The organism is Pseudokineococcus marinus, assembly GCF_013004605.1.
GTDB classification, from domain to species: Bacteria; Actinomycetota; Actinomycetes; order Actinomycetales; family Quadrisphaeraceae; genus Pseudokineococcus; species Pseudokineococcus marinus.
In genome coordinates this window covers 1-14695 of record NZ_JABEMA010000043.1, presented here as the reverse complement: position 1 = coordinate 14695, position 14695 = coordinate 1, and the positions used below count along the sequence as shown (strand labels likewise).

The following is a 14695-nucleotide window of genomic DNA, read 5'->3' as shown; positions in this document are numbered from 1 at the left end:
CCCGCCGGCGGCGGGGCGAGCGCCGGTGACGACGCGGGCCTGGCCGGCGGCACCGCCGCCGCGCTGGGCGCGGTCGGCGGCGGCCTGTCGGACGACCCCGACTGGTACCGCAAGGCGGTCTTCTACGAGGTCCTCGTCCGCGCCTTCGCCGACTCCAACGGCTCGGGCTCCGGCGACTTCACCGGGCTCATCGGCCGGCTGGACTACCTGCAGTGGCTGGGCGTCGACTGCCTGTGGCTGCCGCCCTTCTACGCCTCGCCCCTGCGCGACGGCGGGTACGACATCTCCGACTACTACTCGGTGCTGCCGGAGTTCGGCACGCTCGCCGACTTCACCGAGCTGGTGCAGCAGGCGCACAGCCGGGGCATCCGCATCGTCACCGACCTCGTGATGAACCACACGAGCGACGCGCACCCGTGGTTCCAGGCGAGCCGCAGCGACCCCGAGGGGCCCTACGGCGACTTCTACGTCTGGAGCGACACGACCGAGCGCTACGAGGACGCCCGGATCATCTTCGTCGACACCGAGACGTCGAACTGGACCTTCGACCCGGTGCGCCGCCAGTACTTCTGGCACCGCTTCTTCTCCCACCAGCCGGACCTCAACTTCGAGAACCCGGCCGTGGCCGAGGCGATGTTCGACGTCGTCCGCTTCTGGCTCGACCTCGGCATCGACGGCTTCCGCCTCGACGCCGTGCCCTACCTCTTCGAGGAGGAGGGCACCAACTGCGAGAACCTCCCGCGCACCCACGAGTTCCTCAAGGAGCTGCGGCGGATGGTCGACCGGGAGTTCCCCGGCCGGATCCTCCTCGCCGAGGCCAACCAGCCGCCGGAGGACGTCGTCGCCTACTACGGCGAGGACGACGACCCCGAGTGCCACATGTGCTTCCACTTCCCGGTGATGCCGCGGCTCTACTCCTCGGTGCGCGAGGGTCGCGCGGCGCCCGTCCTGGACACGCTGGCCGACACCCCGGACATCCCGCGCGGCGGCCAGTGGGGCACCTTCCTGCGCAACCACGACGAGCTCACCCTCGAGATGGTCTCCACCGAGGAGCGCGCCGCCATGTACGGCTGGTACGCGCCCGACCCGCGCATGCGCGCCAACATCGGCATCCGCCGGCGGCTGGCGCCGCTCGTCGACGGCTCGCGGGCCGAGATCGAGCTGCTCCACGCGCTGCTGCTCTCGCTGCCCGGCTCGCCGTGCCTCTACTACGGCGACGAGATCGGCATGGGCGACAACATCTGGCTGGAGGACCGCGACGCCGTCCGCACGCCGATGCAGTGGACGCCCGACCGCAACGCGGGCTTCAGCACGGCCGACCCGGGCAAGCTCTACCTGCCGACGGTCCAGTCGCTCGTCTACAGCTACGGGGCCGTCAACGTCGAGGCGTCGCTCGCGACGTCGTCCTCGCTGCTGCACTGGGTGCGCGCGGTCCTCGCGCTGCGCAAGGAGCACCCCGTCTTCGGCCTCGGCGACTACGTGCCGCTGCACGCCGACAACCCCGCGGTGCTGGCCTTCCTGCGCGTCCTCGACGCCGGGTCGGCCCCGCCCGGCACGGCGCCCGAGACCGTCCTGTGCGTGGCCAACATGGCGGCGACCCCGCAGGCCAGCGCGCTGCGCCTGCCCGGCCACGAGGGCCAGGAGCTGCGCGACCTGTTCGGCGGCAGCGGCTTCCCCCGCGTCGGCGAGGACGGCACGCTGCCGGTGACCCTCGGGGCCCGGGACTTCCTCTGGCTCTCGGTGGTGGACCGGTGAGCGCCGCGAGCGCCCCGGACGCCCTGCCGGAGGCCGAGCTGCTCGAGCTGCTGCGCTCCTGGGCGCCGCAGCAGCGCTGGTACCCGGCCAAGGGCCGCGACGCCGTGCTCGAGCTCCTCGGGGTCGTCCCGCTGGAGGCCCCGGCGGGCGCGGCCGGGGGCCCGGCGGACTGCTCGCTGCACGTCGTCGCCGTGCGCACCGACGAGGGCGCCGCCGTCGTGCAGGTGCCGCTCGCGGTGCGCCCCGCCCCCCGCGAAGACGCGCCCGACGCCTCCCTCGTGGGGCGGCTCGCCGACGGCCACGCGGTCTACGACGGACCGGCCGACCCGACGTGCGTGGCCGCGCTGCTGGCGCTCATGGCGGGCGGGACGACGACCGCCGGCGCCCCCGACGGCGGAGCCGTCACGGCCAGCACCGACGGCGGAGCCGTCACGGCCGGCACCGACGGCGGAGCCGGCGCGGCCAGCACCGCCGGCGGAACCGGCGCGGCCAGCACCACCGTCACGGCCGCGGGCGCGGCCGGCGCGACGGGCACCCTGGCCCCGGGGGCGTCGCTCGACCCCTCGGCGACCTCCCGCGTGCTCGGCGGGGAGCAGTCGAACACCAGCGTCGTCGTCGGCGCCGACGGTCCCGAGCCGGCCATCCTCAAGGTCTTCCGCGTCCTGTCGCCGGGCGAGAACCCCGACGTCGTCGTCGCGGCGGCGCTCTGGGGCGCGGGCGTCCCGCAGGTGGCACGGCCGCTGGGCTGGGTCACGGGGGCGTGGACCGACGCGGACGGCACCCCCGTCACGGGTCACCTCGCGGTCGTCAGCGAGTTCCTCACCGGCGCCCAGGACGCCTGGCGCGAGGCCTGCCGGGCCGTCGAGGACGGGACGTCCTTCGCGGAGGGGGCGCGCACGCTCGGCCGCGCGACCGCCGAGGTGCACCGCGCCCTGGCCGACGCCTTCGGCCGCACCCCCGTCACCGAGGAGGGCCGTGGCGCCCTCGTCGAGGGGCTGCGCGAGCGCGTGCGCTGGGCCCTGCGATCCGCGCCAGCGCTGGCGCCGCACCGCGCGGCCCTCGAGGCGCACGCGGCCTCGCTGGCCGACCTGCCGCCGGCCGAGGAGCTGCCCCCGCTGCAGCGGGTGCACGGCGACTACCACCTCGGCCAGGTGCTCTCGGTGCCCGGCCGAGGCTGGGTCGTCCTGGACTTCGAGGGCGAGCCCCTGCGCCCCCTCTCCGAGCGGGTGCGCCCCGACGTCGCCGTCCGCGACGTCGTCGGGATGCTCCGCTCGCTCGACTACGCCGGGGCGCACGTCGCCGCCGGCCGCCGCGACGAGGCGCTCGCCGCCCGCGCCGCCGCCTGGACGGCCGAGGCCGTCGACGCCTTCCTCGCCGGCGTCGCCGAGGTGGACGACGACCCGCGCGCCGCTCCCGGCACCGCTCTGTCCCGGGCCCTGCTGCTCGACAAGGCGCTGTACGAGGTCGTGTACGAGACCCAGCAGCGCCCGCAGTGGCTGCCCGTCCCCCTGGGGGCCGTCGAGCGCCTGCTCGGCGAGGCCCCCACCGACTCCCCCGAGGAGACCGCAGTGGACGACACCACCTCCCCCGCCGGGGCGACCGGCGCACCGCAGACCGCGTCGCGCCGTCCCGTGGACGGCGGCGCCCTCGACGCCGTCGCGCACGGCGCCCATCCCTTCCCCCACGACGTCCTGGGCCCGCACCCGCACGACGGCGCCGTCACCGTCCGCGTGCGGCGGCCCTTCGCCGAGCGCGTCGCCGTCACGACCGCGGCCGGGCGCACCGAGCTCGAGCACGAGCACGACGGCGTCTGGGCCGGCGTGCTGCCCGTGGCCGAGGTCCCCGACTACCGCGTCGAGTCGACGTGGCCGGGCGGCGGCACCGACGTCTCGGACGACCCGTACCGCTTCTGGCCGACGCTCGGCGAGGTCGACCTCCACCTCATCGGGGAGGGCCGCCACGAGCAGCTGTGGACGGTGCTCGGCGCGCGCGTCCTGCACTACCCCAGCGAGCTCGGCGACGTCACCGGCACGTCGTTCTCCGTGTGGGCCCCCCACGCGCGCGGCGTCCGCGTCGTCGGCGGCTTCAACCACTGGGACGGGCGCTCGCACGCGATGCGCTCGCTCGGGTCGAGCGGTGTCTGGGAGCTCTTCGTCCCGGGCGTCCGCGGCGGCGAGGTCTACAAGCTCGAGATCCAGGGCCAGGACGGCGTGTGGCGCCAGAAGGCCGACCCCATGGCCCGCCAGACGGAGGTGCCGCCGGCCACCGGCTCGGTCGTGGCCGAGTCCTCCTACACCTGGTCGGACGACGCCTGGCTGGCCGAGCGCGCCGCCCGGGACCCGCACTCCGGCCCCATGAGCGTCTACGAGGTGCACCTCGGCTCGTGGCGCCAGGGGCTGTCCTACACCGAGCTCGCCGAGCAGCTGGTCGGGCACGTGACGGCGCTGGGCTTCACGCACGTCGAGCTGCTCCCGGTGGCCGAGCACCCCTTCGGCGGGTCGTGGGGCTACCAGGTCACCTCGTACTACGCGCCGACGTCGCGCTTCGGCTCCCCCGACGAGTTCCGCCACCTCGTCGACGCCCTGCACGCGGCGGGCATCGGCGTCATCGTCGACTGGGTGCCCGGGCACTTCCCCAAGGACGAGTTCGCGCTGGCCCGCTTCGACGGCGAGCCGCTCTACGAGCACCCCGACCCCCGCAAGGGCGAGCACGTCGAGTGGGGCACGCTCGTGCCCGACTACGGCCGCCCCGAGGTGCGCAACTTCTTCGTGGCGAACGCCGTGTACTGGCTCGAGGAGTTCCACGTCGACGGCCTGCGGGTCGACGCCGTCGCCTCGATGCTCTACCTCGACTACTCGCGCACCGAGTGGGTGCCGAACCGCCACGGCGGCCGTGAGCACCTCGAGGCCATCGAGATGCTGCAGGAGTTCAACGCGGTGGCCTACCGCCGCGTCCCCGGCATCGTGACGATCGCCGAGGAGTCGACGGCGTGGCCGGGCGTCACCCGCCCCACCGACGCCGGCGGCCTGGGCTTCGGGCTGAAGTGGAACATGGGCTGGATGCACGACAGCCTCGACTACGTCGGCGAGGACCCGATGCACCGGGTCCACCACCACCACAAGCTGACGTTCTCGCTGGTCTACGCCTTCTCCGAGCAGTACGTGCTGCCCATCAGCCACGACGAGGTCGTGTACGGCAAGGGCTCCCTGCTGCGGAAGATGCCGGGCGACCGCTGGCAGCAGCTGGCGAACGTGCGGGCCTACCTGGCCTTCATGTGGGCCCACCCGGGCAAGCAGCTCCTCTTCATGGGCTCGGAGTTCGCCCAGGACGCCGAGTGGGGCGAGTCCCGCAGCCTCGACTGGTGGCACCTCGACGACCCGGGCCACCTGGGCGTGCAGAAGCTCGTCACCGAGCTCAACGCCCTGTACCGGGCGCACCCCCAGCTGTGGGAGCGCGACTTCGACGGCAGCGGCTTCGAGTGGCTCGACGCCGACGACGCGGGGCGCAACACCGTCTCGTTCGTGCGCCGGGACGCGGCGGGCCGCCCGCTCGTGGCGGTCGTCAACTTCGCCGGGCAGCCCCACGAGGGCTACCGGGTCGCCCTGCCGCAGGGCGGCGCCTGGCGCCAGGTCCTCAGCACCGACGACGTCGAGTTCGGCGGCTCGGGCGTGACGAACACCGGCCCGGTGCGGGCCGAGGACGTGACGTGGAACGGGCGGCCGGCGTCCGCCGAGCTGCGCGTCCCCCCGCTGGGCGCCGTGTGGCTCGTGCCGGACGACGAGAGCGAGCGCCTCGCGGTCGACGCCACAGGCTCGACCTCCTCGGCGTCGTCCTGACCGCTCAGGACCCGTCGCAGCGCCCCCCGCGGACCTCGACGTCCGCGGGGGGCGCTGCCGTCCCGGGGGTGGGGCCGGGGGTGGACCCGGGGGAGGGCGTGGTGGACCTGGGCGACCTCACGGGACGCGGCGCCACCGACCCTGCGCGGCTCGTCGATCTCGTCCGGCAGGAGGGCGCGGGAGCGGCGCGCGTCCAGGCGGTGCACGCGGTCGAGGACGCGGCGACGGCCTGGGCGGCGGCGCGGGCGGGCCTGCGCCGGGAGGGCGTCCTGCGCGGTGTGCCCGGCCCGTCGGGCGTCCGCGACCTCGCCGTCGTGGCGCGCGTCGCCGGCGACCCCGACCCGGACGTCGACGCCCTGCCGGCGATCGTGCCACTCTTCCCGGTCTCCCTCGTCTCCGCGGGAGTCGTCCTGCGCGACGGCGCGGGCCGGGTGCTGCTCCTGCGCACGTCCTACAAGGTGCCGTGGGAGGTGCCCGGCGGCGTGCTCGAGGACGGCGAGGGCCTGCGCGCCGGGGCGGCCCGCGAGGCGCGGGAGGAGCTGGGCCTCGACCTCTCCCCCGGGCGCCTGCTCGTCCTCGACCGCCGCGGTGGCGACGACCGCCAGCCCGAGCGGCTGCTCGCGCTCCTCGACGGCGGCGTCCACGACGAGGACCTGCCCGCCCGCTGCCGCTTCCTCGACGGCGAGGTCCTCGAGGCCGTCTGGTGCGACAGGGCGGAGGTGCGCGCCCGCACCGGGCCCGGGCTCGCCACCCGCGTCGAGGCGGCCCTCGACCGCCTGGCGTCGGGCGACCCCTCGACAGCCCTGCTCGCGGACGGCGCGCCGGAGGCCTGAGGCTCAGGCGCCGTCCGCGGCCCGGCGCATCGCCGCGAGGTCGAGCCGGCGCATGCCGAGCATCGCCGTCGTCGCGCGCTGCGCCCGCCCCGGGTCGGGGTCGCCGAGGAGCTCGCCGAGCCCGTCCGGCACCACCTGCCAGGAGACGCCGAAGCGGTCCTTGAGCCAGCCGCACTGCGACTCGACGCCGCCGCCGTCGAGGAGGGCCTCCCACACGCGGTCGGCCTCGGCCTGGTCGGGGCACCCCACGGCGAGGGAGAAGGCTTCCGTGGGCGGGAAGCCCGGCCCGCCGTTGAGGAGGACCACCCGCTGGCCGAGCAGCTCCAGCTCGACGGTGAGGACGCCGCCCGGGCCCGGCGTCCCCTCCGGCGCAGGGGTCGTCGCCAGCACGCGGGCGTCCGCGAAGACGGACGTGTACAGCTCGGCGGCCTCCTCCACGCGCCCGTCGAACCAGAGGGTGGGGGTGATCCTGCTCATCGCCACGGCGCGCTCCTCGACCTGCGACCGGGCGGGTCCCGGGCGTCGGGGAGGAAGACCGCGCGCAGCACCGGGGCTCATCGGTGCGACGGCCCCGCCGCGGTCGAGCAAGGGGCGACCGATGAGGACGGCCGTCGACGCCGGTCGGAGAGGCGCCCGGCACGAGGAGCGAGGCGCCCCACGGTCCTCACGCACCACCACCGCCCCTCCTCCACCCTCGCCGACACGACCTCCCACGTCGTCGACGGCCCCCTCGAGGACGTCCTCGACCAGGCACCGACAGCCGCCCCAGCGCCGGCGGCGCCGAAGCGCTCACCACCTCCGGCCCCCGAGACGGTCGCGACGACACCCCCACGCCGGCCTGACCGCACCGCTCGTCGATGACGTCCCGCCGGACCATCGCGTCCGCGAGTGACGGACACGCGGAGCTGAGCACGTGGAACCGACGCGCGTGGCACACCATCGGAGCATGAGCCTGTGCGCGTGCCGTCCAGACCCCCCTCTCGCCCCCGGCCGAGCCCGGGTGCGCCGATGAGGGCCCCGAGCTCCGCCGCCTGCCTGGCCGCCCAGGCCATCGCCTGGTACCAGACGCGTCTCTCGCCCCACAAGGGGTACGCGTGCGCGCACCGGGTCGCCCACGGCGGCGACTCCTGCTCACAGGCCGTCCGCCGCTCGGTGCTGGACCGCGGTCTCCCTGGAGCAGTGCTTCCCAGCCTCGCGCGTCTCGCGGCCTGCTGGCAGGCGGTAGCACTGCTCACCCCACATCAGCGGGTCCAGGGGGTCTGCTGCTGCGGTCCCGTCCCGATCCCCTTCCGCTTCGGTCGCCGGTGAGCGGGCACCACCGCCCACCGTCACAGCGGACGAGAGCGCGCGCCCGGCCTCGACCTGGACCCACCGCGGCAGGAGCGCCGTGGAGGATCGGGTGGTCCTGCTCCAGCTGCTCCAGCAGGCGACCCCTCGTCGGCGAACGCCCAGGTCGCAGGTCGCGGCAGCCGTACCGGCCCCCCGACGTCCCGTGCGCCCCGCCCGCTCGTCGTCCCGGTGACGGGGCGCGGTACGGACGGGGGACGGCGTCGCCGCTCAGCGGTGCGCCATCAAGGCCCGGGCGGTGGCGCTGTCGAGGACGAGGTCGGTGACGAGGCCGGCCGCGAGGGCGGCCGCGAGGGCGGGGACCTTGCCCGTGCCGGCGACGGCGCAGACCCGTCGCGGGATGCGCCGCAGCGCCGGTGGCGGCGGGCCGCTCGAGCGGGCGTTGAGCGGCACGCCCTCCCAGCTGCCGTCGCGGCGGAGGAAGACGGTGCAGACGTCGCCGACGACGTGCTCCTCGGCCAGGGACACGCGGTCGGCGTCGGTGAGGTACCCGGCCGTGTAGACGCGGCTGGGGACGCCGGCGGCCACCGTGCCGACGCCGAAGAGGGCGACGTCGCAGCGCTGCTGGAGCGCGAGCACGCCCCGCACGCTGCGCTCGCGCCACATCGCGCGGCGGGTCGCGACGGCGTCGAAGAAGGCGGGCACCGGGAACTGGTGCACCTCGGCCCCCCAGGCCGCGCCGAAGCGGTCGACGACCTCGCCCGCGTACCCGAGGCCGCTGCTGCGCGTGTTGGCGCCGCCGTTCAGCTGGACGACGTGGGCGTCCACCGTCGAGCGGGCGGTGAGGTGCCGGGCCACCGCGCTGGTCGTCGTGCCCCAGGCCACGCCGAGCACCATGCCGCTGCCCATGAGCTCGTCGAGGAGCCGGGCGGTGGCCGCGGCCGCGGCGTCGAGGCGGGCGAGGTCGGTGGCGCCGTCGGGCACCGGCTCCACGACCACGTCGACGCCGAAGCGCTCCCGCAGCCCGGCGGCCAGCCCCGCTGCACGTCCGTGCACGCTGCGGACCGTCACCTGCACGATGCCGGCGGCACGGGCGGCGTCGAGCATCCGCGAGACCGTGCTGCGCGAGACGCCCTCCTCACGGGCGATGACGTCCATGGTCACGCCGTCGTCCCAGTACCGGCGCGCGACCCGCTCGAGGTCCTCCTCGTCCGCCGCCACGCCCCGCCCCCCGCCGGTAGGGGCGCCCCCAGGCTGGGGACGCCGCTCGCCCAGTGTGCACGTCCGTGCAGACAGCGAGCCAGACGGCGGGCGCGGGAGCACGATCACCGGGACGGACGAGGACGCCGACGGGGCGCCCTCCCCCGACGCCCGCGAGCAGCGGGCAGGACCCGGAGGTCCCTCGACGATGAGCAGCACCACCCTCTCCGCCGCCACCCGCGCCGAGGCGCTCGAGCGGATGAGCACCGAGCAGCTGGACGTCCTCGTCGTCGGCGGGGGCGTCACCGGCGCCGGCGCCGCCCTCGACGCCGCCAGCCGCGGCCTGACGGTCGGCGTCCTCGAGCGCCGCGACTGGGCCGCGGGCACCTCCAGCCGGGCCAGCAAGCTCATCCACGGCGGCCTGCGCTACCTGGAGATGCTCGACTTCCACCTCGTCCACGAGGCCCTGCGCGAGCGCGGCCTGCTCGTGGACCGCCTGGCACCGCACCTCGTGCACCCCGTGCCGTTCATCTTCCCGCTCGAGAAGCACTGGCAGCGCGGCTACATCGGCTCCGGCATCGCGCTCTACGACGGCATGGCCGGCGTCTTCGGCCGCGGCGGCGGCAGCGGGAAGCGCACGGTCCCCCTGCACCGCCACCTCACCCGCGCCGGCATCCAGCGCCGCTTCCGCGGCTTCCGCCGCGACGCGGCCGTGGGCGGCATCCAGTACTGGGACGCCAAGGTCGACGACGCCCGCCTCGTCCACGTGCTCGTCCGCACCGCGGTCGGCCACGGGGCGCTCGCCGCCGCCCGCACCCAGGTCACCGGCTACCTCGAGGAGGGCGGCCGCGTCGTCGGCGTCCGCGCCGTCGACCTCGAGACCGGCCGCGAGCTCGAGGTGCGCGCCCGCCACGTCATCGGCGCCACGGGCGTGTGGACCGACGAGATCCAGGAGCTCTTCCGCACCCGCGGCCTCGAGGTGAAGGCCTCCAAGGGCGTCCACATCGTCGTCCCGAAGGACGCGGTGGACGGCGACTCGGGCCTCATCCTCCGCACGGAGAAGAGCGTCCTGTTCGTCATCCCCTGGGAGACGCACTGGGTGATCGGCACCACCGACACCCCGTGGGACCTCGACAAGGACCACCCCGTGGCCACGAGCGAGGACATCGAGTACCTCCTCGAGCACGCGAACGCCGTGCTGACGCGGCCCCTCACCCGGGACGACGTCATGGGCGTCTACACCGGCCTGCGCCCGCTGCTGCAGCCGACCGCCAAGGGCTCGCTCCCCGGCGAGGGCGGCGAGAAGGGGGGCAAGGGCGGCGGCGACCCGACGACCACGACGAAGGTCTCGCGGGAGCACACCGTCGCGACGCTGCGCCCGGGCCTCACCGTGGTCGCCGGCGGCAAGTACACGACGTACCGCGTCATGGCCCGCGACGTCGTCGACGCCGCCCTCGCCGACGCCGCCCCGGGCGACCGCCCCGCCGGGCCCTCGCTCACCGCGGACCTCCCGCTCGCCGGCGCCGAGGGCTACCCCGTGCGCTGGGCCCAGCGGCACCGCATCGCCGAGGAGCGCGGCTGGTCCCTCGAGCGGGTCGAGCACCTGCTCCACCGCTACGGCGGCGACGTCGACGAGGTGCTCGAGCTGGTCGACGCCGACCCCTCGCTCGGCGAGCCCCTCGAGGGCGCCCCCCACTACCTGCGCGCGGAGGCGCTCTACGCCGCCACGCACGAGGGCGCGCTGCACCTCGAGGACGTCCTGACGCGTCGCACGCGCCTGTCCTACGAGCAGGCCGACCGCGGCACCGCGAGCGCCCGGGCCGTCGCCGGCCTCATGGCCGGGGCCCTCGGGTGGGACGACGCCCGTGTCGAGGAGGAGGTCTCCTCCTACCTCGCCCGCGTCGAGGCCGAGCGCGCCGCCGAGGTCGAGACCGACGACGAGGCCGCCGAGCGCCGTCGCCTCGAGGCGCCCGACATCCGCCCCGACGTCCCCGTCGGGGGCTCGGCCGCCGCCTGAGCCCCCCGCACCGCCCTCCCCCGGCGGTCACCACCGCCTGGAGTCCTCCGCCTCTGCCCTCGCCGGGCCGCCCCGCGCCACCGTGGCGCGGGGCGGGCGGAGGCCCGCCGGTGCGACTGCACCCTTCCCTGACACCGCAGTCACGAGGAGATCCGCATGACACCGTCCCTGGCCGAGATCTTCCTCTCCGAGGTCCTCGGCACCGCCACGCTCACGCTGCTCGGCTGCGGCGTCGTGGCCAACGCGCTGCTCGCGAAGACCAAGGGCTTCGCCGGCGGGCCGCTCTTCATCAACTTCGGCTGGGGCCTCGCGGTCTTCGCCGGCGTCTACGTGGCCTACGCCTCGGGCGCCCACCTCAACCCGGCGGTGACCGTCGGGCTGCTCGTCTCCGGCAACGACTACGCCCCCGGCGTCTCGCCCGACCTCGTCAACACCCTCGTGTACTTCGCCGCCGAGATGGTCGGCGGCGCCCTGGGCGCCGTCGTCGTGTACCTGGCGTACAAGAAGCACTTCGACGCGACGGAGGACGGCGCCCTCAAGCTGGCCGTCTTCTCGACCGGGCCGGAGATCCGCCGCTACGGCTGGAACGTCGTCACCGAGGTCATCGGCACCTTCGTCCTCGTCTTCGTCATCCTCCTGTTCGGCAACACGCCCGCCCAGATCGGCCCGCTCGCCGTCGCCCTGCTCGTCGTCGGCATCGGCGCGTCCCTCGGCGGACCGACGGGCTACGCCATCAACCCGGCCCGCGACCTCGGGCCGCGCATCGCCCACGCCCTGCTGCCCATCCGCGGCAAGGGCTCCTCCGACTGGGCCTACGCGTGGGTCCCCGTCGTCGGTCCCGTCCTCGGCGGGATCCTCGCGGGCCTCGTGTACTACGCCATGCCCGTCATCCCGGCCTGACGGTCGACCACCGCACCCGACCCAGACCCCGTCCCGGAAAGGACACCGACGTCCCATGAGCGAGACCACCACCGGCTCCGGCAGCGCCCGCTACGTCGTCGCCATCGACCAGGGCACGACGAGCACCCGCGCCATCGTCTTCGACCACGCGGGGACCATCGTCTCCACCGGCCAGCTGGAGCACGAGCAGATCTTCCCGCGCGCCGGCTGGGTCGAGCACGACCCCAAGGAGATCTGGCGCAACACCCGCGAGGTCATCGGCCAGGCCCTCTCGCGCGCCGACGTCACCCGGCACGACGTCGCCGCCGTCGGCATCACCAACCAGCGCGAGACCACCGTCGTGTGGGACAAGAACACCGGCGAGCCGGTCTACAACGCCATCGTCTGGCAGGACGTGCGCACCCAGCCCATCGTCGACCGGCTCGCGGCCGACGGCGGCGTCGACCGCTTCCGCCAGGTCTGCGGGCTGCCGCTCAACCCCTACTTCGCCGGCACGAAGATCATGTGGATCCTCGAGAACGTCGAGGGCGCCCGCGAGCGCGCCGAGGCGGGCGACCTGCTCTTCGGCACGACCGACTCGTGGGTCGTGTGGAACCTCACCGGCGGCACGGACGGCGGCAAGCACCTCACCGACGTCACCAACGCCTCGCGGACGCTCTTCATGGACCTGAGGACGCTGCAGTGGGACGACGACGTGCTCGCCGCCATGGACATCCCCCGGGCGATGCTGCCGGAGATCCGCTCCTCCTCCGAGGTCTACGGCACCGTCGAGGCCTCGAACCTGCTGCGCGAGACGCCGATCGCGGGCATCCTCGGCGACCAGCAGGCCGCCACCTTCGGCCAGACGGCGTTCACCCCCGGTGGCGCCAAGAACACCTACGGCACGGGCAACTTCCTCATCGTCAACACCGGTGAGGACCTCGTCTTCAGCGACAACGGCCTGCTGACGACGATGGCCTACCGCCTCGGCGACGAGAAGCCGGTGTACGCGCTCGAGGGCGCCATCGCCGTCACGGGCTCGCTCGTGCAGTGGCTGCGCGACAACCTCGGGCTCATCTCCTCGGCGCCCGAGGTCGAGACCCTCGCCGCGACCGTCGAGGACAACGGCGGCGTGTACGTCGTGCCCGCCTTCTCGGGCCTCTTCGCGCCGTACTGGCGGGGAGACGCGCGCGGGGCGATCGTCGGCCTCACGCGGTACGTGACGAAGGCCCACATCGCCCGTGCGGCGCTGGAGGCCACCGCCTTCCAGACCCGCGAGGTGCTCGACGCCGCGAACGCCGACTCGGGCGTCCCGCTCGAGGAGCTGCGCGTGGACGGCGGCATGGTCGTCAACGACACGCTCATGCAGTTCCAGGCCGACGTCCTCGGCGTCCCGGTCGTGCGCCCCGTCGTCGCCGAGACCACGGCGCTCGGCGCCGCCTACGCGGCCGGCCTCGCGGTCGGCTTCTGGTCCGACCTCGACGAGGTCCGCGCCAACTGGGCCGAGGACAAGCGCTGGGAGCCGCAGATGGAGGAGGCCGAGCGCGAGCGCGTCCTGCGCCTGTGGAAGAAGGCCGTGACCCGGACCTTCGACTGGGTCGACGACGACGTGCGCTGACCCTCCCCCGCACGCACGAGCGCCCCGCACCGGTACCGGTGCGGGGCGCTCGTGCGTGAGGCCCGGCGGCGGACTTCGTAGCCTTCGTCCGTCCAGCGAGGCCCCCCGGGCGGACTTCGTAGCCTTCTTCCGTCGGGAGAGAGTCCGGCGGCGGACTTCGTCGCCTCCCTCCGCCGGGAGTGAGCCGCTCAGCCCGGGCCCGCGGCGGCGGGGCTCAGAAGAGGGCGCTGGCGAGGGCGCGGCGCGCCATCATGACGCGGGGGTCGGTGGCGCCGACGACCTCGAAGAGCTCGACGAGGCGCGCGCGCACCCGCTCTCGCTCGTCGCCGGAGGTGGTGCGGACCGTCTGCACCAGCCGGGCGAAGGCGTCCTCGACGTGCCCGCCCAGGACGTCGAGGTCGGCGACGAGCAGGGCCGCGTCGACGTCGTTGGGGTCCGCGGCGGCCGCGTCACGCGCCGCCTGGAGGTCGGCGCGCCCGGCGCGGCGCAGGAGCTCCACCTGGGCCAGGCCCACGCGGGCGTCCTCGTCGGCCGGGCTCTCGAGCAGCGCCCGGCGGTAGGCGTCCGCGGCCGCGTCGAGGTCGTCGCGCTCGATGGCGTCGAAGGCCTCCTGGTGCAGCGGCGGCAGCGGCGGCTCGGGCGCTTCCTCCTCGGCCGGGGCGCCGTCGACGTCGAGGCGGCCGGTGACGCCCTGCCGCGCGGCGAGGTCGAGCAGGGCGTCGAGGTACTGGCGCACCTGATCCTCGGGCAGGACCCCCTGGAAGAGCGGCACCGGCTGCCCGGCGACCACGGCCAAGACCGCGGGCACCGTCTCGACCTGGAAGGCCTGCGCGATCCGGGGGTGGCGGTCGGCGTCGACCTCCCCGAGGAGCCAGCGACCGGCGTCCGCGGCCGCCAGGCGGCGCAGCACGGCGGCGAGGTCGTCGGCGCCCTGGGCGCGCGACGACGACAGCGCGATGACGACGGGCACCTGGGTCGACTGCTCGACGACCTGCTGGAAGGACTCCTCCGTCACGGTGACGACGGCGGCCCCGGCGGGCGGCCCGCCCGCGGCTCCGCCGGCCGCCGCCTGCTGCTGCGGCCGGCCGAGCCCCGAGAGGTCGACGGCCCCCCGGAGGTTGAGGCCCGGAGAGGCCCCCGGGCCGCCGGGTCGCTGTCCGCTGCGCTGGCTCATCCCTGCTCGCCTCTCGTCGTGCTCGTCGTCTGGTGCTCGCCCGCGTCCGCGGCCGCCCGCCGGGCTCCGCACCGCCGGCCCCGGCCGGGGCGGCGG

The 14695-nt window shown here is 75.3% G+C and carries 10 protein-coding genes; 7 read left to right on the top strand and 3 right to left on the bottom strand.

All coding sequences use genetic code 11. From position 1 onward, the window contains the following. The first annotated feature begins 63 nt into the window (after window positions 1-63). The 3 genes from treS (at window position 64) to HLB09_RS19780 (ending at window position 6424) form a co-directional block, all read left to right on the top strand. Window positions 64-1755 (top strand): maltose alpha-D-glucosyltransferase, encoded by a 1692-nt coding sequence (gene treS, locus HLB09_RS05060; protein ID WP_171202320.1) that lies wholly within the window; start codon window positions 64-66, stop codon window positions 1753-1755. Beyond that, window positions 1752-5591: a 1,4-alpha-glucan branching protein GlgB gene (gene glgB / locus HLB09_RS05055; RefSeq protein ID WP_212770576.1), complete on the top strand. Its 3840-nt coding sequence runs from the start codon at window positions 1752-1754 to the stop codon at window positions 5589-5591. Before treS ends, glgB begins: the two co-directional genes overlap by 4 nt. A gap of 68 nt (window positions 5592-5659) precedes the next feature. Beyond that, a complete protein-coding gene (locus HLB09_RS19780; protein WP_171202316.1) occupies window positions 5660-6424 on the top strand; it encodes an NUDIX domain-containing protein in 765 nt (254 codons plus the stop codon). A 3-nt stretch (window positions 6425-6427) separates the two neighbouring features. Here the strand turns inward: HLB09_RS19780 and HLB09_RS05045 are convergent, their stop codons facing one another. Further along, entirely contained in the window at window positions 6428-6901 is a 474-nt protein-coding gene (locus tag HLB09_RS05045) for a VOC family protein (protein ID WP_171202318.1), read from the bottom strand. Between the two features lie 531 nt (window positions 6902-7432). On the opposite strand from HLB09_RS05045, the gene yidD reads away from it, so the two are divergent. Then, window positions 7433-7732, top strand: a complete 300-nt coding sequence (yidD, locus tag HLB09_RS17720; protein ID WP_212770574.1) for a membrane protein insertion efficiency factor YidD — start codon at window positions 7433-7435, stop codon at window positions 7730-7732. A 249-nt stretch (window positions 7733-7981) separates the two neighbouring features. Here yidD and HLB09_RS05040 read toward each other — a convergent pair whose 3' ends face one another. Next, window positions 7982-8932 (bottom strand): sugar-binding transcriptional regulator, encoded by a 951-nt coding sequence (locus HLB09_RS05040; RefSeq protein ID WP_212770573.1) that lies wholly within the window; start codon window positions 8930-8932, stop codon window positions 7982-7984. A gap of 187 nt (window positions 8933-9119) precedes the next feature. Here HLB09_RS05040 and HLB09_RS05035 point away from each other — a divergent pair, with 187 nt between their 5' ends. The 3 genes from HLB09_RS05035 (at window position 9120) to glpK (ending at window position 13425) form a co-directional block, all read left to right on the top strand. Beyond that, window positions 9120-10928, top strand: coding sequence for a glycerol-3-phosphate dehydrogenase/oxidase (locus HLB09_RS05035; protein ID WP_171202315.1), 1809 nt, complete (start codon window positions 9120-9122; stop codon window positions 10926-10928). A gap of 156 nt (window positions 10929-11084) precedes the next feature. Continuing rightward, entirely contained in the window at window positions 11085-11828 is a 744-nt protein-coding gene (locus HLB09_RS05030) for an MIP/aquaporin family protein (protein ID WP_171202314.1), read from the top strand. A gap of 55 nt (window positions 11829-11883) precedes the next feature. Next, window positions 11884-13425, top strand: a complete 1542-nt coding sequence (gene glpK / locus HLB09_RS05025) for a glycerol kinase GlpK (protein ID WP_171202313.1) — start codon at window positions 11884-11886, stop codon at window positions 13423-13425. 214 nt (window positions 13426-13639) lie between these two features. Here glpK and HLB09_RS05020 read toward each other — a convergent pair whose 3' ends face one another. Next, window positions 13640-14599, bottom strand: coding sequence for a tetratricopeptide repeat protein (locus HLB09_RS05020; RefSeq protein ID WP_171202312.1), 960 nt, complete (start codon window positions 14597-14599; stop codon window positions 13640-13642). Window positions 14600-14695: the final 96 nt, after the last annotated feature.